Origin of the sequence: Mesorhizobium sp. C432A, from assembly GCF_030323145.1 — a bacterium.
Lineage (GTDB): Bacteria > Pseudomonadota > Alphaproteobacteria > Rhizobiales > Rhizobiaceae > Mesorhizobium.
Genome location: NZ_CP100470.1, coordinates 5064287 through 5088741, shown reverse-complemented (window position 1 = coordinate 5088741; position 24455 = coordinate 5064287). Strand labels below are relative to the sequence as shown.

General features: G+C 64.5%; 22 protein-coding genes and 2 pseudogenes. 14 read left to right on the top strand and 10 right to left on the bottom strand.

The features are described from left to right. Window positions 1-132: 132 nt before the first annotated feature. Genes NLY33_RS24995 through NLY33_RS24985 form a run of 3 tightly spaced genes read right to left on the bottom strand, consistent with a single transcriptional unit; the run spans window position 133 to window position 3036 of the window. Window positions 133-723 carry a DUF922 domain-containing Zn-dependent protease gene (locus tag NLY33_RS24995; protein WP_023705115.1) on the bottom strand — a complete coding sequence of 197 codons (591 nt, stop codon included), beginning with the start codon at window positions 721-723 and terminating at the stop codon, window positions 133-135. Between the two features lie 52 nt (window positions 724-775). Beyond that, window positions 776-2053 carry a D-tagatose-bisphosphate aldolase, class II, non-catalytic subunit gene (locus NLY33_RS24990; protein WP_023708713.1) on the bottom strand — a complete coding sequence of 426 codons (1278 nt, stop codon included), beginning with the start codon at window positions 2051-2053 and terminating at the stop codon, window positions 776-778. Next, the gene (locus NLY33_RS24985; RefSeq protein WP_023708714.1) at window positions 2050-3036 is read right to left on the bottom strand and encodes a tagatose kinase; all 987 of its coding nucleotides are present in this window, start codon (window positions 3034-3036) and stop codon (window positions 2050-2052) included. Before NLY33_RS24985 ends, NLY33_RS24990 begins: the two co-directional genes overlap by 4 nt. A 209-nt stretch (window positions 3037-3245) precedes the next feature. Between NLY33_RS24985 and NLY33_RS24980 the strand changes: the two genes are divergently transcribed. Continuing rightward, window positions 3246-3875, top strand: a complete 630-nt coding sequence (locus NLY33_RS24980) for a glutathione S-transferase family protein (RefSeq protein ID WP_023709493.1) — start codon at window positions 3246-3248, stop codon at window positions 3873-3875. 149 nt (window positions 3876-4024) lie between these two features. Next, window positions 4025-4258: a hypothetical protein gene (locus tag NLY33_RS24975; protein WP_081731260.1), complete on the top strand. Its 234-nt coding sequence runs from the start codon at window positions 4025-4027 to the stop codon at window positions 4256-4258. Window positions 4259-4324: 66 nt separating this feature from the next. Here NLY33_RS24975 and NLY33_RS24970 read toward each other — a convergent pair whose 3' ends face one another. The 6 genes and pseudogenes from NLY33_RS24970 to NLY33_RS24945 form a co-directional block, all read right to left on the bottom strand. Next, window positions 4325-4822 carry a GNAT family N-acetyltransferase gene (locus tag NLY33_RS24970; protein ID WP_023705110.1) on the bottom strand — a complete coding sequence of 166 codons (498 nt, stop codon included), beginning with the start codon at window positions 4820-4822 and terminating at the stop codon, window positions 4325-4327. A gap of 10 nt (window positions 4823-4832) precedes the next feature. Next, the gene (locus NLY33_RS24965; RefSeq protein WP_023685887.1) at window positions 4833-5849 is read right to left on the bottom strand and encodes an ABC transporter permease; all 1017 of its coding nucleotides are present in this window, start codon (window positions 5847-5849) and stop codon (window positions 4833-4835) included. Beyond that, window positions 5846-7417 (bottom strand): sugar ABC transporter ATP-binding protein, encoded by a 1572-nt coding sequence (locus NLY33_RS24960; RefSeq protein WP_023708718.1) that lies wholly within the window; start codon window positions 7415-7417, stop codon window positions 5846-5848. Before NLY33_RS24960 ends, NLY33_RS24965 begins: the two co-directional genes overlap by 4 nt. Before the next feature lie 230 nt (window positions 7418-7647). Further along, window positions 7648-8595 carry a substrate-binding domain-containing protein gene (locus tag NLY33_RS24955; RefSeq protein WP_023673481.1) on the bottom strand — a complete coding sequence of 316 codons (948 nt, stop codon included), beginning with the start codon at window positions 8593-8595 and terminating at the stop codon, window positions 7648-7650. Window positions 8596-9002: 407 nt separating this feature from the next. Beyond that, window positions 9003-10009, bottom strand: a pseudogene (locus NLY33_RS24950) (aldo/keto reductase). Continuing rightward, window positions 10006-10362, bottom strand: coding sequence for a hypothetical protein (locus tag NLY33_RS24945; RefSeq protein ID WP_156932639.1), 357 nt, complete (start codon window positions 10360-10362; stop codon window positions 10006-10008). Before NLY33_RS24945 ends, NLY33_RS24950 begins: the two are co-directional and overlap by 4 nt. Before the next feature lie 45 nt (window positions 10363-10407). On the opposite strand from NLY33_RS24945, the gene NLY33_RS24940 reads away from it, so the two are divergent. The 4 genes from NLY33_RS24940 (at window position 10408) to NLY33_RS24925 (ending at window position 15537) form a co-directional block, all read left to right on the top strand. After that, window positions 10408-10632: a hypothetical protein gene (locus NLY33_RS24940; RefSeq protein WP_023673483.1), complete on the top strand. Its 225-nt coding sequence runs from the start codon at window positions 10408-10410 to the stop codon at window positions 10630-10632. 117 nt (window positions 10633-10749) lie between these two features. Further along, window positions 10750-13236: a DNA ligase D gene (ligD, locus tag NLY33_RS24935; RefSeq protein WP_023708720.1), complete on the top strand. Its 2487-nt coding sequence runs from the start codon at window positions 10750-10752 to the stop codon at window positions 13234-13236. 271 nt (window positions 13237-13507) lie between these two features. Continuing rightward, window positions 13508-14413 (top strand): non-homologous end joining protein Ku, encoded by a 906-nt coding sequence (gene ku, locus NLY33_RS24930; protein WP_023685883.1) that lies wholly within the window; start codon window positions 13508-13510, stop codon window positions 14411-14413. Continuing rightward, the gene (locus NLY33_RS24925) at window positions 14410-15537 is read left to right on the top strand and encodes a tetratricopeptide repeat protein (protein ID WP_023708721.1); all 1128 of its coding nucleotides are present in this window, start codon (window positions 14410-14412) and stop codon (window positions 15535-15537) included. Before ku ends, NLY33_RS24925 begins: the two co-directional genes overlap by 4 nt. 21 nt (window positions 15538-15558) lie before the next feature. Here the strand turns inward: NLY33_RS24925 and NLY33_RS24920 are convergent, their stop codons facing one another. Next, complete coding sequence (locus NLY33_RS24920) at window positions 15559-16005, bottom strand: hypothetical protein (RefSeq protein ID WP_198018664.1); 447 nt, start codon at window positions 16003-16005, stop codon at window positions 15559-15561. Here NLY33_RS24920 and NLY33_RS24915 point away from each other — a divergent pair. From NLY33_RS24915 to NLY33_RS24880, 8 genes and pseudogenes are all read left to right on the top strand, one after another. Continuing rightward, the gene (locus NLY33_RS24915; protein ID WP_023708723.1) at window positions 15896-16543 is read left to right on the top strand and encodes an alpha/beta hydrolase family protein; all 648 of its coding nucleotides are present in this window, start codon (window positions 15896-15898) and stop codon (window positions 16541-16543) included. The genes NLY33_RS24920 and NLY33_RS24915 overlap by 110 nt on opposite strands. 7 nt (window positions 16544-16550) lie before the next feature. After that, a complete protein-coding gene (locus tag NLY33_RS24910; protein WP_023708724.1) occupies window positions 16551-17321 on the top strand; it encodes an exodeoxyribonuclease III in 771 nt (256 codons plus the stop codon). A 105-nt stretch (window positions 17322-17426) separates the two neighbouring features. After that, window positions 17427-19034, top strand: coding sequence for a WD40 repeat domain-containing protein (locus NLY33_RS24905; protein ID WP_023749536.1), 1608 nt, complete (start codon window positions 17427-17429; stop codon window positions 19032-19034). Between the two features lie 80 nt (window positions 19035-19114). Next, window positions 19115-19999, top strand: coding sequence for a tetratricopeptide repeat protein (locus tag NLY33_RS24900; RefSeq protein ID WP_156932649.1), 885 nt, complete (start codon window positions 19115-19117; stop codon window positions 19997-19999). An 81-nt stretch (window positions 20000-20080) separates the two neighbouring features. Next, the gene (locus NLY33_RS24895) at window positions 20081-21145 is read left to right on the top strand and encodes an SEL1-like repeat protein (RefSeq protein WP_245261228.1); all 1065 of its coding nucleotides are present in this window, start codon (window positions 20081-20083) and stop codon (window positions 21143-21145) included. A 99-nt stretch (window positions 21146-21244) separates the two neighbouring features. After that, entirely contained in the window at window positions 21245-23251 is a 2007-nt protein-coding gene (locus NLY33_RS24890; RefSeq protein WP_031196979.1) for an amidase, read from the top strand. Window positions 23252-23331: 80 nt separating this feature from the next. Further along, window positions 23332-23868, top strand: coding sequence for an isochorismatase family protein (locus tag NLY33_RS24885; RefSeq protein WP_023708944.1), 537 nt, complete (start codon window positions 23332-23334; stop codon window positions 23866-23868). 32 nt (window positions 23869-23900) lie between these two features. Then, window positions 23901-24338, top strand: a pseudogene (locus tag NLY33_RS24880) (GFA family protein); the annotation flags it as partial. Window positions 24339-24455: the final 117 nt, after the last annotated feature.

Sequence of the window (24455 nt, the reverse complement as noted above, 5' to 3'; positions counted from 1 at the left end):
CCGTCTCCCATTCCCCCAACAGGTCGCGCGACGATCAGACGGTAGCGCTACCAAGCCTGCCTGTAAAGCGGCCATGCGGACGGTTTTCTTGTCGTTCGAAACACCCGGCGCAATGACCGGTTCGCCGGCAAACTACCCCCCATTCACAAAAGCCAGCACCAGCTTCTGCAGGTTTCCGCCGGGGCCGAATTCGACCCGGTCGAAGTCGCGGCTCGCCTGCCGCTGAGCCAGCGAGATCTGGGCGAGTTGCCTCGTCAGCTCGGTTCTGATCTTGCTGCAGGCGGGGTCATCAGTAACGGTCAGGCCGACGCTCACCGCCTCGATCTTGCGCACCATCTCGGCGATGGCTGCGCCATGCACTCTCTCGTGGGCGGCGAGCCCGGCGATGAACACCGTCCAGTTCTTCTGGACGGAAGCCGGCAACGGTTCGGCCGGCTTCGGCAAGGTGTAGGTGATGATCAGTTTCGGGCGCGCCGATTTGAGCACGCAGGCGTCGCCTTTCGGCCTGTAGTCCCTGGTCCAGGTCAGCTTGAAATTGGTGTGCGCAATGACCCGACCCTTGCCGAGCAAGGGGCCGGCTTCGCCGATCGCGGCATAGAGTTCCGGGCCGGTCCGCCCTGCGATGGCGTAGGTCTCGACCTTTTCGACCGGCTTCCAGTCGGCGCGTGCCGGCGACGCCAGCAGGGAGGCCGCGAACAGGAGAAAGAACATGGCTGGTTTCATGGAAACGTCAGAGACACTGGGCTGAGGCAAAGATCAACCCGGCGCAATGCACTCAGGTCCCACGGCAGGCCGCGTCATAGTCGGCCAGCACCTGATCGACAGCTTCGAGAAGGATAGCCTCGGGATTGCCCGCCGGCCCGAGTTCGGCCGGCAGCGCCGGCAGGCATTGCCGCATCAGCGTTTCGGGAATGGCAACGTCGTCCAGCGCCTTGCGCAGGCGCTCGACGGCCGCGACAGCGGTGGGGTTGCTCCAATAATAGCGGATGCGGTCGCTGTAGCTGTAATGCCGCTGCACATAGAGCTCTGCTTCATTGCCATGATAGTGGCTGTGCCAATGGCCGGGGGCTGCCAGCATCGCGCTTTCCATGGTCCGGGCGAGCGACCGGTCGCCATAGTCCCTGGCCATTTCGGAGGCGATCAGGTCGAGCCCGTAAAGCGCCTCGCGCAAGGCGAAGGTCAGGCCGGGGCCGACCTTGAGGATAGGAAAGCCGTTTGCGACCAGCGCGGTCAAAGCCGCACGGCTCTGGTAGTCGGTCGAATGCGCCTCGTAGACGAGCGACGGCTGCTCATCGAGCAAGCCGGTCAGGCCCTTGGATTTCTCGGGCGCGTAGGCGACGACGTTCTGGCTGCCGAATTCCACGCCCGGCTGCACGACCACGGCGATGACGCGGCCGAAGGCCTCGGACAGGCCTTCGCGGGCAAAGATCTCCCGGTGAACCTCGATCGTGCGCCGCGCCGCCGCCGCCTCAGTCGGCTTCAACTCGCTGATCGCATGGTCGACTCCGCCGGGGGCGGGGACTTCGGTGCCGATGATGTAGACCGGCAAGGTGCTGCCTGCGGCGTGCGCGCCCGTTTCGGCCGCCTTTGCCAGCCGCGCCGCCCGGGTGGCGATGGTCTCGTCGTCAAGCGCCGCCGGCTCGCCGGCGCAGCCCATCGATGCGTCGAGATGGATCTTGGTGAAGCCGGCCGCGATATAGGCGCCGACCATGGCCTCGGCCTTGTCCATCGCCTGCGCCGCCGGCTCTGCGCGCCACGGGTTCGGTCCCAGATGGTCGCCGCCGAAGATGATGCGCGAGGCTTCCAGCCCCTCGCGGCAGGCGATCTCCAGCACGAAGGCGACGAACAGCGCCGGGGTCATTCCGGTATAGCCGCCGAACTGGTTGACCTGATTGCAGGTTGCCTCAATCAGCAGGTTTTTCTCCCTGTCGGCAACGGCGCGCCTGATCGCCGTCTGGATCACCAGCGGATGCGCGGAGCAGATCGAGGTGATGCCGTAGGGCGAGGCGTTTTTGCGCGCGCTGGCGAGGCCTGCAAGCGGGTTGGCGCTCATGTCCGTCTCGCTGTTCCCTTGATGAATTGGTCAAGCGCATCGAAGCCGGCGGTGCCTTCCATCGGGCCGCGCCGGGTGATGTTGCGGGCGCCGGCGGCATTGGCATAAAGCAGCGCCTTGCCGGGCTCCATCCCCTGGCGGCGGCAAGTCAGGTAGGTGGCGCCAAAGCAGTCGCCGGCGCCCGTCGGGTCGACTTCCTCGACTTGAAAACCGGCGCAGTCGATCCTGGCGCCGTCGGCGCCGAACCAGGAAGAGCCGTCAGCACCGCGCTTCAGCACGATCTCGCCGACGCCCCTGGCAAACAGCGCCGCCACCGCCTGATGCTCGTCATCGACGCCCGCCGTAGCGAGCAATTCGTCGCCGGACGGCAGCAGCAGGTCGGCATCGTCGATGAGGGCGGAAAACAGTGCGCCGTCGGAGCCGTCGATCAGCTCCTTGCGCACATTCGGGTCGAATGAGGTCGAGCCGCCGCGGGCACGAACCGCCTGCACTGCGTAGCTGACGATCTCCTTCAGCCCTGCCACCGACAGCGTCGATCCCATGATATGCAGATGGCCGGCCCTGTCCGCCAGCAGGCGCGCAGCAGTGGTCAGGTGGATCTGCCCGGCGGCGGATTCGGCGATGTTGTAGACGAAGTCCCTGATACCATCGGGCCGGTAGCGCACGAAGGCGCATCCCGTCGGGAAGCGGTCGCTGATATCGACGGCGGAGACGTCGACGCCGTCGCGCTCCAGCCGGTTCAGGTTGAGCGTGCCGAAATCGTCGCGACCGACGCAGCCGATGATGCCGGCGCCGCCTCCCAGCCGGGCGACCTGGTCGATGAAGATCGCCGGCGCACCGCTGGGGAATGGCCCGACAAGCGATTGCGGCTCGAGGAAGCCGAAACCCAGTTCCGTCGCCATGATCTCGACCAGGATTTCGCCGGCGACAATCGTTGGCCCCACGGCCTCGGCGGCGATCTCGCTTCGGCGCGAAAGGCTCATGCTTGCGATTCCTCTCACACGCAAACTGATTGCTTGCCCGCGCAGTTATCCGACGCAAGTGTTTATCGGGTAAATCGCACATACAGCGAAGTCAATAAAGCTCTCATGCGTATAGTTTATCTGTTTCCGCGCGTACACATTGCAGGATTCGGGTGGCTGGTATCGTGGCACCGTGCAAATCAGGCGTCGACCGCAGCGAAAGGACAGCCATGCTCACGCTTCATGATTATTTGCCGTCGCAAAACGGTTGGAAGGCGAGGGTCGTGCTCGGCCTGCTCAACATTCCCTATGAAAGCCGCCTGGTGTCGATTTTCGAGGGCGCGAGCCACACCGACGCTTTCCTGAAGCTCAACCCGGCCGGCGCCGTTCCTGTGCTCGAACTCGAGGATGGCCGTGCGATCGCCGAATCGAATGCGATCCTCATTTATCTCGCCGAAGGCACGCCCTTGCTGCCGGCGGATCGCTATGTCAGCGCCAAAATTATGCAATGGCTGTTCTTCGAACAGTACCATGTCGAGCCGGTCATCGGCTCCCTGCGCTTCTGGACGCTGGCCGGAAGGCTGGAGCGCCACCAGGCGATTGTTCCGGCCAAGCGCGAAGCCGGCGCCCGCACGCTGGCAGCGCTGGAGCGCAGCCTGAACGACACGCCCTTCCTTGTCGGCGACACGCTCACCATCGCCGACATTGCTGTCTATGCCTACGGCCACCGTGCCGAAGACTGTGGCTTTGCGCTGTCGGGTTATCCGGCGCTCCTCGCCTGGACGGACCGGGTGCGCGACGCCATCGGTCCCGGCTATCCCGTGCATCTCTACAGCATCGATCCGCACTCGGCTGCTTGACGGCAAAAGGCGCGCGCGTTCACCTTGCTTAGTCGAAAAGAAGACCCAGATTCTGCTTTGTCGGCGGTTTTTTCTCGCAATCCGTTGGCTGGATGGCCGGGTCTCGGCGTCATCTCGACGACCGGCCGGCACTTAGCATGGAGGTGACCATGACACGCAACGACATCATTTCGGTGTTGGGGCCGGTAGACGAGGCGGTCATAGCCGACATCGCGCTGACCGGCGCCACCCTTGAAGAACTGCGCGAGGCGTTCGCTTGGCTCGGTGCCGACGAGGCGCTGGTCAACGAGGGTCGCCCCTTGCCGGGAACGAAGGTGGCGCGGCTGATCGAAATTCTCGATATGCCGGACGACGAGGACGGCCGGCAAGCGGCGTCGCAGTAGGCCGTAGGCGTAGGGTATCGGTCTGCGCCACCTTATTCCCTATTCCCTACGGCCTATTCCCTTCCCTTACGCCCTCGACAGCAGCCGGCGCATGATCAGCGAGGCGTGGCCGCCAACGCCGTGCGCGGCCGTGTGGCGCTCGACCACTTCGAAACCGTGCTTGCGATAGAAGGCGATCGCCCGGTCGTTGCCCTCGATCACTTCCAGCGCAATGCTGGGGATGCCGGCATGCGCGACAAGCACCGCGTGCAGCAGGTCGGTGGCGAGCCCGCTGCCGAACTCTGTCTTGTCGATGTGCAGCCGGTCGAGCAGGACATCGCCACGGTCGTCCATCGCCGCCATCGCGTAGCCGGCGATCGAACCGTCCGGCCGTTCGGCCACGAACGACATCTTGTTGTCGTCCCCAAGTTCCTCGGCCAGCCGCTCGGGCGCATGCTTGTCGTCCGAGAGGCGTGCAGTGGTCTCGGGTCCGAGGATCGCCGAATAGGTGCGCCGCCAAGACTCTCCCAGCAGCCGCGATACCGACGCTACATCGTTCTCTGTCATCGCCCTGATCTGAACCATGGCCGATCCCTTACCGCCTTACCCGCGACTTCAGCCAACGATCGAAGGCCACGGCCAGGATCAGGATCAGGCCGATGACGATGCTTTGTGTGTAGGACGAGACATTGTTGAACTGCAGCCCGTTTTGCAGCACGCCGATCAGCGCTGCGCCCACCACCGTGCCGCCGACCGAGCCGATGCCGCCGAATAGCGAGGTACCGCCGATGACCACGGCGGAAATCACCGTAAGTTCGTAGCCGATGCCGGCTACGGCTTCGGAGGAGTTGAGCCGTGCTGACAAAACGAAGGCCGCCAGCCCGGCGAAGAAGCCGACGATGACATAGACCGAGATCAGAATGCGGTCGACGCGCAGGCCCGACAGGCGTGCGGCCTCGGCATTGCCGCCGACGGCATAGACGGCACGGCCATAGCGCGTATAGCGCAGCACGATGTGGCACAGGATGGCGGCCGCCGCGAAGATGATCGCGGGCACCGGCACCGGTCCGATGAGCCCGGTGCCGAACCAGCGCATCGAGGCGTCGAAACCGGAGATCGGTCCGCCATTGGAGATGGTCAGCGTCAGGCCGCGAAACACTGTGAGACCACCCAGCGTGACGACGAAGGGCGGCACTTTCAGCCTGGTGATGGCAAAGCCCTGGACGCCGCCGGCCAGCGCCCCGACGATGACGGCGGCAAGCAAGGCGGCGAACCAGCCATATCCTTGCGTGCCCGTGGTCGACAGCGACAGCGTGTTGGCGGTGCCGCCCTTGGCCACCACCGCCGCCACCATGCCGCAGAAGGCGAGCAGCGAGCCGACCGACAGGTCGATGCCGGCAGTGAGGATGACGAAGGTCATGCCAAGCGCGATCAGCCCGGTGATCGAGATCTGCCTCAAAATGTTGAACAGGTTGATTGGATCGATGAAGCTCGGCTTCAGCACGGTGAAGATGACGATCAACACCGCCAGGAACATCAGCGGCCCAAAACTCATCAGAAGCCGCGCGATGTTGATGCCGCTGCGCTGGGTCTGTTCGGTGGTGCTGGTCATTGGATTGCGTCCTGCTTGCGGTCGAGCGCCATCAGTTCCATCAGTTTTTCCTCGGTCGCTTCGATGCCCGGCATTTCGCCGGTGATACGGCCGCGCCGCATGGTGACGATGCGATCCGACACCGCCAGCACTTCCGGCAGTTCCGACGAGATCATCATGATGGCGATGCCGCGCGCAGCCAACTGGACCAGGATCTGGTGCACTTCGGCCTTGGCGCCGACATCGACGCCGCGCGTCGGCTCGTCGACGATCAGTACTTTCGGGTCGCGCGCCAGCCAGCGGGCCAGGATCACCTTTTGCTGATTGCCGCCGGACAGGCCCTCGATCGCCTGGTCGGGCGAGGCCATGCGGATCGACAGTGCTTTGCGATAGCCGGCCAGCGCCTCGCGCTCGCGCCGTTCGGCCATGAAGCCGGCGCCATTGCTGTAGCGGCCGAGCGAGGCGATCGAGAAATTGTTGAGAATGCCCAGTGCTGCAAAGATCGCCTGGTGCTTGCGGTCTTCCGGCACCAGCCCGATGCCGAGTTTGATGGCGTCTGCGGGGGAGGCCGGGGCGATCGGCTTGCCGTCCAGCGTGATGTTACCCGCCGCGATGCGGTCGGCGCCGAAAATGGCGCGGGCAAGCTCGGTGCGGCCGGAACCGACGAGACCGGCAACGCCGAGGATTTCGCCGGCCTTCAGATCGAGGTCGACGCCTTCGAGCACGATGGCGTGCGGCGCCAGCGGATCGCGCACCGTTCGCAAGCCTCGCACCGAGAGCCGGACCTCGCCGGCGACGTCGCGCTGCGTCGGCCGCGCGTAGAGTTCGGAGGCGGCGCGGCCGACCATCTTCTCGATGATCTTCGGGATCTGGATCGGCTGGCCGTCACGGTCGAGATGACCGGCCAGCCTGCCGTCGCGCAACACCGTCATCCGGTCGCAGATCGCCGACGCTTCTTCCAGCCGATGGGTGACGAACATGATGGCGACACCGTCCTTGCGCAGCCTGTCCATGATCGACATCAGTTTCTGCACCTCGGTCTCGGTTAGCGCCGAGGTCGGCTCGTCCATGATGATCAGGCGGCTTTCCAGCGACAGAGCGCGGGCGATTTCGACCAGCTGCTGTTCGGCTACCGACAGCGAGGACACCGGCGTCGCCGGATCGATGTCGAGACCGACGCGGGCGATGATCGCGCGCGAGGCGTCCTCCATCCTGCGCCAGCTGACCAGCCCGAGCGGCCCGAGCGGCGCGCGGCCGATGAAAATGTTTTCCGCAACCGTCAGCGTCGGGATCAGGCTCAGTTCCTGATAGATGGTGACGATCCCATGCCGCTTCGCATCCTGCGGACTGGACGGCGCGTAGTCGGCGCGGTCGAAGACGATGCGGCCGCTTGACGGCGGCATCACGCCGGACAGGATTTTCAACAGCGTCGACTTGCCGGCGCCGTTCTCGCCGAGCAGGCCAAGGATCTCACTGGGCCGCACCTCGAGCGAAACGTCGCTGAGCGCGGTGACGCCGGAAAAATGCTTGGTCACGCCTTCGACGGAAAGGAGCGGGGGCGATGATGCGGTGGGCTCAACGGCGGACAAGCATTGCTCCCGGATTGCGATAGGCAGGGGGACAGCGCCCCCTCTGTTCTGCCGGACATCTCCCCCACACGGGGGGAGATCAGCAGTTTTGCCGGCAGCACTTTTTTTACAACGTTGGCGATTGGCGAAAACAGACGTGACGGCCAATCTCCCCCCAAGTGGGGGAGATGTCCGGCAGGACAGAGGGGGGCGCGACAGAGCGCGACCTCCACCCGTCATGGGCCTTACTCTCACTTCGTCTCGTTCAACCTCTCCGCCTTGTCGAGATTATCCTTGCCGATGACGATCGGCGTCAACAGCACCAGCTTCTCCTTCGGCTCGGTCTTGTCCCTGGCAAAGGCGACCGCGATCTGCACCGCCTTGCGCGACTGTTCGCCGGGGAACTGCTCGACCGTGCCGGCGAGCTTGCCGTCGCGCACGGCGACCAGCGCTTCCGGCAGCGCGTCGAAGCCGTAGATCTTGACGTCGGTGAAGTTGCGCGCGGCACAGGCTTCGAGCGCGCCGAGCGCCATGTCGTCATTGGCGCAGATGATGGCGTCCGGCTTGCCGTTGGCGGCAAGCCCGGCCTCGGTCACCGACAGCGCTTCGGCGCGGGCGAAATTAGCGGTCTGCTCGAAGATGATCTGGTACTTGTCCTTGAGCGGATCGAGCACATTGTGGACGCCTTTGTTGCGGTCGATCGCGGGCCCGGCACCCGGCTGGCCCTGCAAATGGAACAGCTTGGCGCCGTTGGGGAACGCCGCCACCATGGCCTGCGCCTCGGCCTCGCCGCCCTTGACATTGTCGGCGCCGACATGGGCCAGAATGCCCTCGACGCCGTCAACGCGGCGGTCGATAGTGACCACGGGAACCCCGGCCTTGACCGCTTCCTCGATCGCCGGCGCCAGCGCGTTGACGTCAAGCGGCGAAATCACGATGGCGTTGACCTTCTGCACAAGTGCGGCCTCGATGTCGGCGGTCTGCTTCGGCGCCGAGTTCTGGCCGTCGCTCTCGGTCAGATTGACGCCTTGCGCCTGCGCCTCCGCCTTGATCTCGTTCAGCATGTGCACAAAGAACGGAAAGCCGAGATTGGGCACCGAGCCCAATATGGTCAATTTGTCGGCGGCAAAGGCCATGGGCGCGGCCAGCGCCATGGCGCCGGTCGCCACGGTCGACAACAGGAATTCGCGTCTGTTCATCAGATATCCTCCACATGAACGCAGGAGCCCGAAACCGGGAGCGGCTCGGGACGGTCCTTGCGTCAATTCAAAAATGGAGTGTCCTGTGAACGCCCCGAGGGGACGCGAGGCGCTCCAGCCGGTCCGCCGCAACGTTCTCCTCCGCACGGCGCCGACCCGAGGATGCTAGCCAAGGAAAATCGATTACGCAAGGTGAGGCGAGGGGCTGAAACTGCTAATCTCCCCCCTTGTGGGGGAGATGTCCGGCAGGACAGAGGGGGGCGCTGTCCCGCCGACATTGGCCAATTTCACTTACATCTTTGAGCTAACCTCTACGCAGAATACTTGATGCGGGCGATCCTTCGCGCCCCCCTCTGCCTTGCCAGGCATCTCCCCCACGAGGGGGGAGATTGGCAGCTTAGACGCCTCTACCGATCGATCGTCGTCATCACCCGCTCATTGTAGCGCGGCCCTGAGACCTTGCCCGGCGCAAGGGCTGCATCGAGCGCAGCTATCTCGGCCGCTCGAGCGTGATCGCGGCCGCAGCAACATTTTCTTCGAGATACTTGCGCCGCTTTGTCCCCGGGATCGGCACGATGTCAATGCCGAAACCGTCGCCCTTGCCGAGCACCCAGGCCAGCGCGATCTGTGCGGGCTTTGCCCCTTTGGCCGCGGCCACCTCCTGCACCGCAGCCGCAGCCGCGACATTAGCGTCGTAGTTGGCGCCCTGGTAGCGGGGGTCGCCGCGGCGGAAATCGCCTTCCGGATAATCCTCGGCGCGCTTGACGTCGCCGGCGAGGAAACCGCGGCCGAGCGGCGCGAACGGCACCAGGCCGATGCCGAGCTTTTTGAGCAGCGGGATGATCTCCGGCTCCAGATTGCGCTCCCAAAGCGAATACTCGCTCTGCAGCGCCGAGACAGGGTGCACGGCATGCGCACGGCCGATATTCGCCGCGCCCGCTTCCGACAGGCCGAAGAAGCGCACCTTGCCCTCGGCAACCAGCCGGCCGACCGTGCCGGCGACGTCTTCCATCGGCACCGCCGGATCGACGCGATGCTGGTAGTAAAGGTCGATATGGTCGGTGCCGAGCCGCTTCAGCGAGCCCTCCAGCGCCTCGCGGATATGGTCGGGCCGGCTGTCACGCTCCGTGCCGACCTGTCTGCCGTTTTCGATGCGGAAGCCGAATTTGGTGGCAAGGGTCACCTCATCGCGCCGGCCCTTCAGCGCCCGCCCGAGCAGTTCTTCATTGGCATAGGCGCCGTAGACTTCCGCCGTGTCGAGGAAGGTACAGCCGAGTTCGATGGCTCGGTGCAGGGTGGCGATCGATTCCGCCTCGTCGGCAGGGCCGTAGGACTGGCTCATGCCCATGCAGCCGAGGCCGATCACCGAGACCTGCAGCCCCTGGCTGCCAAGTTTGCGGGTGCTGAGGGTCATTGCCGTTCTCCTTGGGGCTGAGGAAAACTATAGCGGCCGCTCCTCCAGTTTCCATAGCTGTTCGGCGGAAGAACAGCGCTTCCCTTGACAAAACCCAGCCGCAAGCGCCTTTGCCGGCGGTCATTGGGGGCCATGGGATACCAATGAAGAAGATCTACGAGAAGCCGACGCTGAACCGGCGTCAGCAGCTCTCGCGCGTCACCGCGCTCATAATTCCTTCGGACCACTAACCGAATATTGTCGTCGCCATTGCAAAGTCCGCTGCCGAGGCGCAGCGGTTTTTTGCTGCCGTCGGATCGTAGCGCTGCCAGAAGCAGGCGGTCAAAATTGACAGAGCGGCCGATCTCCAGCATCCTTATGCCGCCGCCATGTCTTGCGGTCTTGTGTATGAGTGAGCCATGGCCAGTTCCGTCACCAGCCAGAATTCCAAGCGCGCCGCGGTGCGCAAGGCGCTCGACCGCCACAAGGTCTACGTCACCGCGCAAAGCTTTTCCGGCGGCGTCTACTCGGCCCGCGTGCTGGTCGACGGCGAGGCCTACTGGGTCGACGAGTTCCGGCTGAGCCAGCTCCAGCAAGGGCTGTCCCCGGCCGAGCTAGACCTGACGCCCGCCTCAGACGATTGAGCGTGATCTCCACATTCTTCGCACCGCGCTGGGAAATTTGAAATGTTGGCGGGACAGCACTGTGCAGGAACGCGGCGCCGGGAAGGTTCGTCCGCCGCCGCCGCTCCCGCCTGACCCATGCCAACCCCGCCAACACTCAAGGCCTATCGCGCCAAGCGCGAATTTACGAAGACGCCGGAACCGGCGGGCGGGCTCATTTCAGGCGACGGCAACCGCTTCGTCGTCCACAAGCATCACGCCACCGCCGACCATTACGATTTGCGCCTGCAGGTCGGCGGCGTGCTGAAAAGCTGGGCGGTGCCGCGCGGGCCCTCGCTCAACCCGGCCGACAAGCGGCTCGCAGTCGAGACCGAGGACCATCCGCTCGAATATATCGACTTCGAGGGCGTCATTCCCGAAGGCGAATATGGCGGCGGGCCGATGATCGTCTGGGACACCGGCACCTGGGCGCCGATGGACGATGTCGACAAGAGCCTGCGCACCGGCGCCTTCAAGTTCCGGCTGGCCGGCGACAAGTTGAATGGCGGCTGGATGCTGACCCGTCTGAAGCCCAAGCCCGGCGAAGACAGCGAGAAGAAAAACTGGCTGCTGTTCAAGGAGCGCGATCTCGCCGCCGATACCGGCCTCGACATCCTGGAAGCGCGGCCGGAAAGCGTGAAGTCCGGCAAGCGGATCGAGGAGCTGGTGGCGCCGCCGAGGAAGCCGGCCCGCCTGCCGCCCAAGCCCGGCGCGCTGAAACCCGGCGCGTTGTCCGGTGCGGTCAGGGGCGATCCGCCGTCGCGCATCGAGCCGCAGCTCGCCACGCAGGTGCCGAAACCGCCGGGCGGGCCGGTGGAAGACACAGGTGAACTCTGGCTCCATGAAATAAAATTCGACGGCTATCGTACCATGGCGCATGTCGGAGATGGCGAGGTCAGGTTGATCACCCGCGGCGGCATCGACTGGACGAAGCGTTACGGCGACCTGCCGCAAGCCTTTTCCCGGCTACCGCTCAGCCAGGCGATCATCGACGGCGAGATCATGGTGCTGGACGAGAAGGGCATCTCGCGTTTCGCGCTGCTGCAGGATGCGCTGTCGGCGGGTGCGGGCAGCAAGCTCCATTTCTATGCCTTCGACCTGCTGCATCTCGACGGCTGGGACCTCCGCAAGGCGCCGCTCGCAAACCGCAAGGCCCTGCTCGCCGAACTGCTAGCCGGGCAGGGCGCTACCTCCGCCATCCAGCTGAGCGACCATGTCGAAGGCGACGGACAGGGGCTGTACGATCAGGCCTCGATCCTTGGGCTGGAAGGCGTCGTCTCCAAGCGCGCCAACGCCATCTACCAGAGCGGCCGCACCAAGAGCTGGACCAAGGTCAAGGCGCTGGAGACCGGCGATTTCATCATCGCCGGCTACACCGTCTCCGACGCGGCCGAAGGACTGGCGGCACTCGGCATGGCTGAATTCGCGGATGGCGAACTGCACTATCGCGGCAAGGTTGGCACCGGCTTCGATGCCGCTACGGCGGGCGACTTGCTGGCCCGGCTGCAGCCGCTGCGCGACGGCGCGACAGCACCCGAGGGTGTGCCGCGCGAGATCATGCGCGAGATGAAATGGGTGCGGCCGATGCTGTCGGCCCGCATCCACTACGCCAACCGCACGGCGGACAATTCGCTGCGCCACGGTGTATTTCGCGGCCTCAGGGATGTCGGCCTGTCGACGCCGGTGTTGCCGAAGCGCAAGCGGCTGATCGCCGAAGCCGATCTCGCCACCATCTGGGTGACCAATCCGGAGCGGCGGCTGTTCGGCAAGACCGGGCCGACCAAACTCGACATCGCCGTCTATTACGCGCTGGTCGGCGATTTCATGCTGCCGCACATTATGGGCCGCCCGGTGTCGCTGGTGCGCTGCCCGACGGGCCTGCCGAAGGACTGTTTCTTCCAGCGCCACGCCTTCACCGGCATGCCGCCGTCGGTGGTCACTTTTGACGCCACCAACTCCGAAGGTGAAACCACATCCTATCTGTCGGTCGAGGGAGCAAAAGGCTATCTGGCGCTGGCGCAGTTCGGCGTCGTCGAGTTCCACACCTGGGGCACGCATCGCTTGAGCCTCGACAAGCCCGACCAGATCGTTTTCGATCTCGATCCGGGTGAGGGCATCGCCTGGCGCGAGGTGGTCGAGGCCGCCGTCCACATCAAGGGCGAATTGGAACGGCTCGGCCTGGTGCCGTTCGCCAAGACATCCGGCGGCGGCGGCATCCACATAACCGTGCCGGTGACGCAAAAGCAGAACTGGAAGAAGCTGCACCAGGCTACCAGCGCCATCTCCACGCATCTGGCGGCCACGGCGCCCGACACTTTCACCACCACAATGGGCAAGGAAAACCGGAAGCGCCGCATCTTCATCGACTACCACCGCAACGCGCGCGGCCACACCTCCGCGGCGCCTTATTCGCTGCGCGCCCGCACCAACCTGCCGGCGTCGACGCCGGTGAGCTGGAGCGACCTTGAGACGATCGATGCGCCGCAGGATCTGAACTATTCCTCGCTGCCGGGGTTGTTGGCGACCTCGGGCGACCCCTGGGCGGACATGGAGGATTTCGCGAGGGATTTGCCGGCCTTCAAATAAGGTTTTTCTCCCCATTTCATGGGGGCGAGGAACCCAAGTCCATCGACGCTTCGGACAATTTGAATTATTCTCGGCCTTGGACCTTCAGGGCACTGGAAGATTTCGCTAGGGATTTGCCTGTAGCGTGCCCGGTCGGTGTAGGATTTCCGCAGCACCATTCGTCCTTTGGACGAAGCGCTGCAGTAAGCATGATCCCGAAAAGTGGCAACCGGTTTTCGGTAAGATCATGCTCAGTCTGAAATGTCAGTGCGTGGCCGCGTAGGAGAGTATCATGGCGCCCAGGGCAAGTTGGAAAGGTTACCTCAAGCTCAGCCTCGTCAGCTGTCCGGTCCGGCTCTATCCGGCAACGACGACCAGCGAGCGCATATCGTTCAACCAATTGCACAAGAAGACCCACAACCGCATCAACATGAAGCCGGTCGACCCTGAACTCGGCCTCGTCGAGCGCGCGGACTTGGTCAAGGGTTACGAATACGAGGACAAGCAGTACATCATCATCGATGAGGCCGACCTCGAAGCAGTGCGCATCGAATCCAATCACACGATGAACATCGAGGCCTTCGTCGACGAAGACGAGGTCGACGTCATTTATCAGGATGCGCCGTACTACATGGCGCCGGATGGCGCCATGGCGGAGGAAACCTTCGCCGTGCTGCGCGAGGCCATGCGCAAATCCGGCAAGCTGGCCATTGCCCGCCTTGTCCTGTCCAGCCGCGAGCGCGTGGTGACGATCGGCGCGCGCGAGAACGGCATGTTCGTGTGTACGTTGAGGAACCCGAACGAAGTGCGCGGCACGGCTGAATATTTCGGCAACATCCCGGCCGGCAAGCCGGATCCCGAAATGCTGCAATTGGCCGAAGCGCTGATCAAGCAGAAGGAAACCACCTTCGATCCGAAGAATTATGAGGACCGCTACGAGATCGCGCTGATGACGATGATCCGCGAGAAACTGAAGGGCCATAAGCCGATCATTGCGGCGGCGCCCGAGCGTGGCAATGTCATCAACCTCATGGACGCGTTGAAGGCGAGCCTGTCGCAATCAGCCAAGCCGCCGGCCAAGTCGAAGAGCAAGGCCGACGACGCTGAAAAACCTGCCGCCAAGGGTAAGGCGGGTGCGGCCAAGGAAAACCCGTTGAAGGCCAATCTGCTCAAGGCCGTCGGCAAGAGCAAGGGGTGACGGCGCCGACCGGTATAATTCCGGGCGCCGTCTTCGGCACCATCGGCGCGCTGGCGGCATTTCCGCTGCGGCTCGCGGCCCGCGAGGTGGAGCGTCAGCACGGCCAGTTGCGGCGCGGCGTCACCAGGCGCACCAGCCATGTTGTGTTCGGCCGAACGCTGATCGCCAAGGCCGGCACGGCGAAGGGCGGCGATGCCGAGATCGAATGCCGTGTCGCGGCCGTGCGAGCCGCCGGCCGCACGCTCCTTAGCGAAAATGGCTTCCTGCGCCTGCTTGGTCTGATGAAGGCGCCGGAGGCGTCTTCGCTGTCCAGGCAGTCTCTCGTCGACCAGTCCAGACTGTCCGGTGCCGACCTCGACCTGCTCAGCCTGTTCGACGCCTTCGAGCACGATTGTGAGCCCTACTCGTTCCGCGATCTGATCCTTGCCCGCAAATATGCCGGGCTGGTCGCCGGCGGTGCATCCTGGGGCGCGATCGCGCGCTCCGTGCATCGCTCCGGTCCGGTCGCTTCGCTCACCGCCAAATCGCTCAATGTCGGCTCGCAGCATGGCCGGCCCGATCAGATCTATCTCGAGGATGGCCAGAGCGAACTCGACGGCCAGCTGCTGTTCGATCTCGGCAGCGCAAGCGCAGCCGGCGACGACACGCTGGAAGAATTGTTCGCCGAGGCTGAAAGCGCGGAAGAGGAGGGCCGGCACGACGATGCCGCGGCGCTCTACCAACGCTGCCTCAGCATCGATCCGAGCGACGCCATCGCCGCGTTCAACCGCGCCAATTGCTTGCGTGGCGCCGGTCGCGTGGCCGACGCGGCGCATGACTATGCAAGAGCGATCAAGCTCGATCCGGCGTTCGTCGAGGCCTGGTTCAACCTCGCCGGGCTGATGAGCGACGAAGGCAAGATCGCCTCGGCGCGCCGGCATCTGGTCAAGGCCATCGCGCTCGACAAGAGCTACGCCGATCCGGTGTTCAACCTTGCCCGGCTGGAGTTCGACGCCGGCAATCTGACCGAAGCCCGCCGCCACTGGGTGCGCTATCTCGAACTCGATGCTGACAGCGAATGGGCGCGCACTGCGCAAAAGGGGATACAGTTCGTCGATCTGCAGCTGGCGCGGACGGCGGGGTGAGGCTGCCGTGGATAATCTTGTTCAGATTTCGAGTATGGGATTAACCGCGTGCTTCATCGTTTTGGCGGTGCAGGAGGCCGCGAGCTGCTCTTCTACTGGAGCAATGGCTGGAATTTTTTCGAAGACAGCAAAATCAATTGGGCCACATATTACAACCGCAGAACTTGGCCATTTCCCCAGCGCCCCGAGGACCGTATGTCGAACAAGCAGCGCGTTTGCTTCGGCCGGCCATTCTTCATCGTGCTCGTAGGGTTTTTTGCAGCCATTTTCACCCATGTTACCCTGCATCCGGAGCAGTGGCGTAAGGAAGTTCACGGTTCCAAAACCACCTACCACTATATCGGGGTCCCGCAGCCTGATGCCCACTAGCTTCCTCTTCGACGGCTTTGACACAGCCCCGGTCACCATCGTGCTGGCCCACGGCGCCGGCGCATCGATGGATTCGCCTTCGATGACCGCCACCGCCAAGGCGCTCGCCACCGCCGGCTTCCAGGTCGCGCGCTTCGAATTTCACTATATGGCGGCCCGCCGCTATGGCCAGCGCAAGCCGCCACCGCGCGCCGAGACGGTCAACCCGGAATACATCAAGGCCATCGCCGATCTGAGGGCGAGGGGCGTCGCTGGTCCGCTCATCATCGGCGGCAAGTCGATGGGCGGGCGCGTCGCCTCGATGGTCGCCGACGAGATGTTCGCCAAGGGCGAGATTTCGGGCCTCATCTGCCTCGGCTATCCCTTTCATCCGCCAGCCAAGCCCGAGCAACTCAGGACAAAACATCTCGCCGACCTCAAGACGCCGACGCTGATCTTCCAGGGCACCCGCGACGAGTTCGGCACGAAAGAAGAGGTCGCGACCTACGGCCTTTCCAAAGCCATCGAGGTGATCTGGCTGGAGGATGGCGACCACGACCTGAAGCCGCGCAAGAGCGTGTCGGGGTTTTCGACCGCCGATCATTTGAAGACGCTGGCCGGGACGGTGAAGGCGTGGACAGGGCGGATCGTTTCCTGATCGCCAAATGAAAATCGCCACCTTCAATATCAACAACATCAACAGCCGGCTGCAAAACCTGCTGGCGTGGCTGGCGGCAGCCAAGCCCGATGTCGTCTGCCTGCAGGAGCTGAAGGCCCGCGATACGCAGTTTCCGCGCACGACGCTTGCGGCGGCCGGCTATGGCGCGGTGTGGAAGGGCGAACCGACCTGGAATGGCGTCGCCATACTCGCGCGCGGGTCCAAGCCGGTGCTGACCCGTGACGTCCTGCCCGGCGATACCGCCGACAAGCAGAGCCGCTACATCGAGGCGGCCGTGAACGGCATCGTCATCGCCTGTGTCTACGCGCCCAACGGCAACCCGCAGCCGGGGCCGAAATTCCAGTACAAGCTGGCCTGGCATGAAAGGCTGGAGGCGCATGCCGCAGAACTCTTCGACACTGGCCTGCCGGTGGCGCTGGTCGGCGACTACAATATCGTGCCCGAGCCGCGCGACATCTACGCCACCCGCTCCTATGACGACAACGCGCTGGTGCAGCCGGAAAGCCGGGCGTCGTTCCAGCGTCTGCTCGAGCAGGGCTGGACCGATGCGCTCCGCAAGAAGCATCCGAAGGAAACGCTCTACACATTCTGGGATTATCGCCGCAACCGCTGGCTGCGCGATGCCGGGCTGCGGCTCGACCACATCTTGCTGTCGAAGAAACTGGCGCGCCGCCTCACCGCTGCCGGCATCGACCGCGGTGTCAGAGGTGAGGACGGCGCCAGCGACCACGCGCCGGTATGGGCCGAATTGAAGTGAATTTGGCTGCGTGATCGCGCCCACTTTCGTGGGCGCAGTTTTGCACTATTTGTTTCGTGCGGCGGCCGCATGAGGAGCAAGGTGCGGCACCGGAGGGGAAGTCCGATGGACAGGTTGGCCGAAAGGCTGTTTGCGCTTCCGCTGCTGGCGGCCGCTTTGGCTTGTCTGGTGCGGGCGTATCTGCTGCTCGGCGACAGAGATTTCAGCTGGAGCGGGATCGATCACATGCTGCACGGCCCAGCCACGCTGCGACCGGTGGTGTTCCTGACCGTCGGCGGGCTTTGCCTGCTTGGCGCCCTGTTGTTCTGGGCCAGACTGCTGCCGGGTCGGCGAAGCCAGCCTGCTGGAACGCCGCTTTTTGGCCGCGACGCCGAGATCGACCCAAAGGGCCGCCCCGGTCTGCGGCGCGCCTTCCTCATGTTGCCGGTGCTCGCCGTGTTGGCGCTGCTGGCCGACCACTTCCCTTGGGCGCGTGACGCCGGCCCGGGCGCTGAGGTGGCCGCCCCGAACGAACCCAAAGCCGAGCCGAAGGACCAGGGCATCGACGGTGTCCCGCCGGACCTGGCGACGCCACCGGCCCCGCCGAGTTCGCCGCAGGTCACCATGCCGCCCGAGCCAACTCCGCCGGTGCAGGCAGCCAAACCGCCCGAGCCGGCGCAGCCTACGCCTCTGGCTGCTCCCCCTCAGCCGCCACAAGTCGCACTCGCTCCGGCGACACCGCCACCGGAGACTGCTCCACCGCCGGCTCCGGCCACGCCACCGCAAACCGTCGCGCCGTTGCCGCCGCCTCCGCCGGCGCTGCCGACCGAGCCCGACGGCCACCGCGACGCCGTCGTCTGGCTCGCCGTCTCGGCCGATGGCCGCGACGTCATGAGCGCCAGCACCGACCACATGATCAAGCTCTGGGACGTCGCCGGCAAGCGGCTGATCCGCAACCTTGGTGAACACAAGGACATGGCGCGCACGGCGCTGTTCATGCCCGACGGCGCCACCGCGCTGACCGCCGGCGACGATGGCGAGATCGTGCTGCGAAAGCTTGCCGACGGCGCGGTGCTGCATGTCTTCTCGTCGGGCGCGAATGGCGGCGTGCGCAAGCTGGCGATCAGCCCGGACGGCAAGCGCGCCGTCAGTGGCCACGACACCGGCAACGTCATCGTCTGGGATCTCGTCAACAAATCGGTGCTGCATGTGATGACCGGACATGACTGGCCGATCAGCACGGTCGCAATCTCGCCCGACGGCACGCGCGCGCTGAGCGGCTCCATCGACGGCACGCTGAAATTCTGGGACGTCGAAAGCGGCAAGCAATTGCGAAGCTGGCACGGCCACGAGCAGGGCACCTACGGCGCCGTCTTCACCGCCGACGGCCATCATGTCGTCACCGGCAGCGGCGACTACACGATCAAGCTCTGGGACCTCGACACGTTTCGGGAATTGCGCCGCTTCGAGGGCCACGAAGGCACCGTCTATACGCTGGCGCTGTCGGCCGACGGCAAGCGCCTGGCCTCCGGCTCGCTCGACGGCACGGCGCGGCTGTGGGATCTCGGCACTGGAGACCAGATCGCCATGTTCGACAGCCGCACCGGCCCGATCTACGCCGTTGCCTTCGCCACCGACGGCACACTGGTCACCGGCGGCGACGATCGCACCATCAGGGATTGGCCGGCGGCTGGCGGCGATGGCGAAATCCTGTTCGCCGGCGCACCGCAGTAGCGACATCAAATGCTTTGGATATTCCAGAACAGCCTGGCTTGCGCTATGGATTACTGGTGGCTGCAAATGGATTGGGGACGGTGAGCAACAACGAGTGGGCGCCCAAAGTGGATACACCTGTCTACAGCCCGCCCAAGTCGCGTCGCCGAGGGGTCCTTATCGTCGTTCTGGTGTTGCTGGCGGCTTTTGTGCTGCTCGGTCCTGGCCGAAATTACTATGTGCAGTGGTCAGCGGCACAAAAGGGTGCAGCGGCTCTCCAGGCAAAGGATTATGCCGAGGTATTCCGTCAAATGAAGATCATGGCGGACGCTGGCAATGTTGACGCAAAAGGGCAGCTTGGTGCGCTGTACTGGCGCGGGGAGGGCGTGGCTCAGAACGACAGCCAGGCGGTGTATTGGTGGAAGAAATCCGCCGATGGCGGCAATGCGGAAGCCATAGCAGCACTGGGTCAGGCCTACCTTATGGGCAGGGGCGTTGAAAAGGACAGTCGGCTTGCCGAGAGTTTCTCACGAAAGGCCGCCGATAAAGACAACATGAATGGGCAGTACCAGCTCGGCGTGTTGTACTGGCAGGGCCAAGGGGTCGCGCAAAATTATGAGCAGGCGCTCTATTGGTGGCGCAAGGCGGCCGATCAGGGGAGCGGCGAGGCTGAATATTCTCTCGGCCAAGTCTATTTAAATGGCCAAGGGGTCGAAAGAAACGATCAACTGGCGTTGAAGTTTTCCAGGCAGTCAGCCGACAAGGGCAATACGAACGCTCAGTACGCCCTCGGCGTCCTGTATGCGCAGGGTCGGGGTGTTGCGCAAAGCTTCGAGCAGGCTGCCTCATGGTGGCGCAAGGCGGCTGACCAAGGAAGCCTGGAGGCCGCTTTCTGTCTCGGACGCGCCTACTATCTTAACCAAGGCGTCAAGAAGGATGATCAAGCCGCCATAGTGTGGGTGAAAAAGGGCAGCCGATCTGGGTGAGCCGAATGCCCAGGCTTTGCTGGGCACTTTGTACTCGCGGGGCCACGGCGTTGAGCAGGATGACCGCCTTGCGTTCGGGTGGTGGATGAAGGCCGCAACCACCGGTCTGACAGAAGCGCAATACGCGGTGGCGGCCGCTTATGGCCAGGGAAAAGGTACCCCTGGGACGACGGCCAGGCGTTTGCGTGGATGAGCAAAGCCGCCAATCAGGCCTTTGTGTTCGCCCAGTCGAATCTGGGCGGATACTATTCGATGGGCCAAGGCGTCGAGAAGAGCGCCGAGCAGGCGGTCTATTGGTGGCGCAAGGCCGCGGAAGCGGGGAATGCCGAAGCCGGTGCCAATCTGGCCCGGGCGTATTCGCTCGGCGAAGGCGTGGGACGGGACGATGCGTTGGCCGCGACTTGGGCGCAAAAGGCGTCCGACGGGCGAAACGCCGACGCTCAATATCTGCTTGGTATCCTCTACAGCCAGGGCCGCGGCGTTGCGCAAGACAATGATCTGGCCTTCCGATGGTGGATGAAGGCTGCTGTCCAAGGCCATGTGGTAGCGCAGTATAATGTCGGGGTCGTGTATCGGGACGGGCAGGGCGTCGGGAAGGATGAAAGGCAGGCGTTCGAGTGGCTGAGCAAGGCTGCCGACAAGGACAATGACCTTGCGCAGTTCGCTCTCGGTGGACTGTATTGGGATGGTCTAGGAGTAACGAAGGACCCCGTTCAGGCGGCAAGGCTCTGGCGCAAAGCCGCCGACCAGCGCAATGCATTCGCGCAGAAAGCGCTCGGCACGGCCTATTGCGAGGGTGTTGGCGTTGCGCAAAGCAGTGCGGATGCGGCGGGCTGGTGGCTCAAGGCGGCGCGGCAGGGAAATGTGGATGCCCAGCTCGCCTCAGCGTATGCCTCGGCCAACGGCGTGGGCATTGCCAGAGACGACAAGGCTGCCGAGTCCTGGTGGCTGGAAGCCGCAAAGGCCGGCAGCGTCGATGCCGAGTTCAGTCTGGGCTCGCTCTACTACCGCGGCGTCGATGGGAAACCAAACTACAAGGAAGCCGCCAAATGGTTCTTCAAGGCGGCAGGCCACGGCAGGTCCGGCGCCAAGACCTATCTCGACCTGATGAAGGAAAACGGCCAGCTCGACAGCAAGATGCTATGAGCCGAGTGCATAAGCGTCGCCGTCACGCCTTCCGTTTGAGGCGTGACACTCGCATCGCACGATGCGAAGATTCATTTGCCGCTGCATCTCGAGAATCCCATGCCCCTCCACATCGTCGAAGCCTCGATTGCCGACCTGCGCCGGGCGCTGGAGGCCGGCACCGTCACCAGCGTCGAGCTGGTGGGCGCTTATCTCAGGCGCATCGCGCACTACGACCGCCATGGCATCGCGCTCAATGCCGTGCCGGTGCTTAACCCGGCAATGTTCGAGGAGGCGGCGGCGTCCGACCTGCGGCGGCGCAATGGCGCCACCCTCGGGCCCCTCGACGGCATCCCCTACACCGCCAAGGACAGCTATAAGGTGAAGGGCCTGACGGTGGCTGCTGGCTCGCCCGCCTTCGAGCATCTCGTCGCCAATGAGGACGCTTTCACCATTGCCAGGCTGAGGGCCGGTGGTGCTGTGCTGATCGGGCTGACCAACATGCCGCCAATGGCGAATGGCGGCATGCAGCGCGGCGTCTATGGCCGCGCCGAGAGCCCCTGCAATGCCGACTATTTGACCGCGGCCTTCGCTTCCGGCTCGTCCAACGGCTCAGGCACGGCCACCGCCGCCAGCTTCGCCGCTTTCGGCCTCGGCGAGGAAACATGGTCTTCCGGCCGCGCGCCGGCGTCCAACAATGCACTTGTCGCCTACACGCCGTCGCGCGGCGTCATTTCGGTCAGGGGCAACTGGCCGCTGGTGCCGACCATGGATGTGGTGGTGCCGCACACGCGCGGCATTGCCGACATGCTGGAGCTGCTCGATGTGATCGTCGCCGACGATGCCGAGACGCGCGGCGATTTCTGGCGCGCGCAGCCCTGGGTGTCGATCGCGAAAAGCGCTGATCTCAGGCCGCCAAGCTACACTACACTAGCCTTGGAGGGCTCGTTGAAAGGCAAACGCCTCGGCGTGCCGAAAATGTATATCGGCCGCGACGGCGGCGCGCCCAAACCCATCGAGACCCGCGCCTCGGTGCTCGACCTCTGGCGGCAGGCGGCGCGTGACCTGGAAAAGCTCGGCGCGGAGGTGGTCGAGGTCGATTTCCCCGTCGTCTCGAACTATGAGCGCGACCGTCCGGGCACAAAAACCATGGTCGAACGCGGGCTGGTGCCGGAAGCCTTTGCAGAGCGCGAAATCTGGGATCTCTGCATCTGGGGCTGGGACGATTTCCTGCGCGCAAATGCCGATCCGGCGATCCCCGATCTGGCTGCGGTCGACGGCCCAAAGATTTTCCCGCAGCCGCCGGGCGCGCTGCCGGACCGCTATGGCGACGACGGTTTCGATCTGGCCGACTACGTCACGAGCGCCAAGCAGGGCGTGATGCCATTGTTGGATATCCCAACGCTGGCGGAAGGTCTCAAGGGATTGGAGGCGACGCGGCGCATCGACTTCGAGGACTGGCTGGACGCGAACCGGCTCGACGCCGTCGTGCTGCCGGCGGTCGCCGATGTCGGCCCGGCCGATGCCGACGTCAACCAGACCTCTGCAGAAATCGCCTGGCGCAACGGCACCTGGGTCGCCAATGGCAATCTGGTGTGGCGTCATCTCGGCATTCCGACCGTCACCGTGCCTATGGGAACGATGGCCGATATCGGCATGCCGGTCGGGCTGACCTTTGCGGGCAAGGCCTATGATGATGCGGAGTTGCTGCGGCTCGCCGGCGATTACGAGCGCGCCACCCAACGCCGCACCAGCCCGCCGCGCACGCCGGAATTGCCGGACGATGTGTTTGCGGGGCGGCCTGGTGGATTGCGGGCCAGCGATGCGCCGACGCCGAGGCTTACGCTTGTTGCCGAGACGACGCGGCGAGGAGACCAGGCCGAGATCGCCGTGACGGTTGAACTCGATGCGGAGACCGCTGGCGTCAAGGTTCACGTCAATGGCGAACCGGTCGCTCTGCGGCGCAGCGGGACAAGCTTTCACGGTCGCATCCTGGTGCCCGCCGGCGAGCACGAAAGAATGCACAGTGTGTGGCGAGGCGCTTACGGCTCGATCGTTGCGGCCGTCATGCGGCTGGAGGATGGACGCACGGCTGGTGCTTACGTGGTGACCGGCGGAATCGGATGAGGGTACAGGTAATCTCCCCAAGGGGGAGATCAGCAGCTTCGCCGTCTTGACCCTCCCATCGCCCGCGTTATCTTCGCGCCATGCCAAACCTCGCTCCCCTCATCGTCATCGATCTCCAGACCAACATGTTCGACGGGCGCGTCGAGCCGCCGATCCATGATGCGCCGGGTATCGCCGAGCGTACCCGCTCGCTGATCGACTGGGCGCGGCGCGAGGGGCGCAAGGTTGCTTTCGTCAGGCATGACGGGCCGGCCGGCGATCCGCTGGCGCCCGGCGAGCCGGGTTGGCCGGTATGGCCGGAACTCGGCCAGGCCAAGGACGAGCCGACATTCTCCAAGACCGTCCGCAACGCCTTCTCGAATGCCGAGCTTGGCGCCTGGGTGGCCGGGCAGGGGGCCGGCGAAGTCGTGCTCGCCGGAGCGCAAACCGATTTCTGCATCGCCGGCACCGTCAAGGGCGCCCTGGCCGAGGGCCTCGGCGTTACCGTCGTTTCCGATGCCCATTCCACGCTGGACACTGAAGGCGAAACCGCGACCGAGATCATCGCCCGGTACAATGCTGATTTCACCGATGCCGGCGTCACGCTGGTGACGACGAAGGCGCTGACCGGCGACTGAAGCGCCGGCGCTTCGAATACTGGGAGACTGCCGTGCCAACCCTGAAATTGCCGGCCGAAGGCGGGTGCCGCTGCGGACGTGTGCGGCTCAAGATTTCCGCAAAACCGCTTTTGACCATGGCTTGCCATTGCATCGGCTGCCAGCGCATGTCGGCCAGCGCCTATTCGCTAAACGCCGCCATTCCCTCCGACGGCTTCGAGATCACGCTAGGCGAGCCGGTGATCGGCGGGCTGCACGGCGCCTCGAAACATTTCTTCTGCCCACATTGCATGAGCTGGATGTTCACGCGCCCCGAAGGGCTCGACTGGTTCGTCAATCTGCGTCCGACCATGCTCGACGAGCCCGGCTGGTTCACGCCGTTCATCGAGACATGGACCAGCGAGAAGCTGCCTTGGGCAACCACGCCTGCGGTGCACAGTTACGAGGCACTGCCGGCCTTCGAGGCGTATGAGGGGCTGGTGGCCGAGTTCGGTGAAACCGCGAATCTCCCCCTTGAGGGGGAGATGGCCGGCAGGCCAGAGGGGGTCGGTGCGACTGGGCTCGACGTCCTTGCTGCAGATGGAAGGTTGGCGCTTCACGCGCGGCGA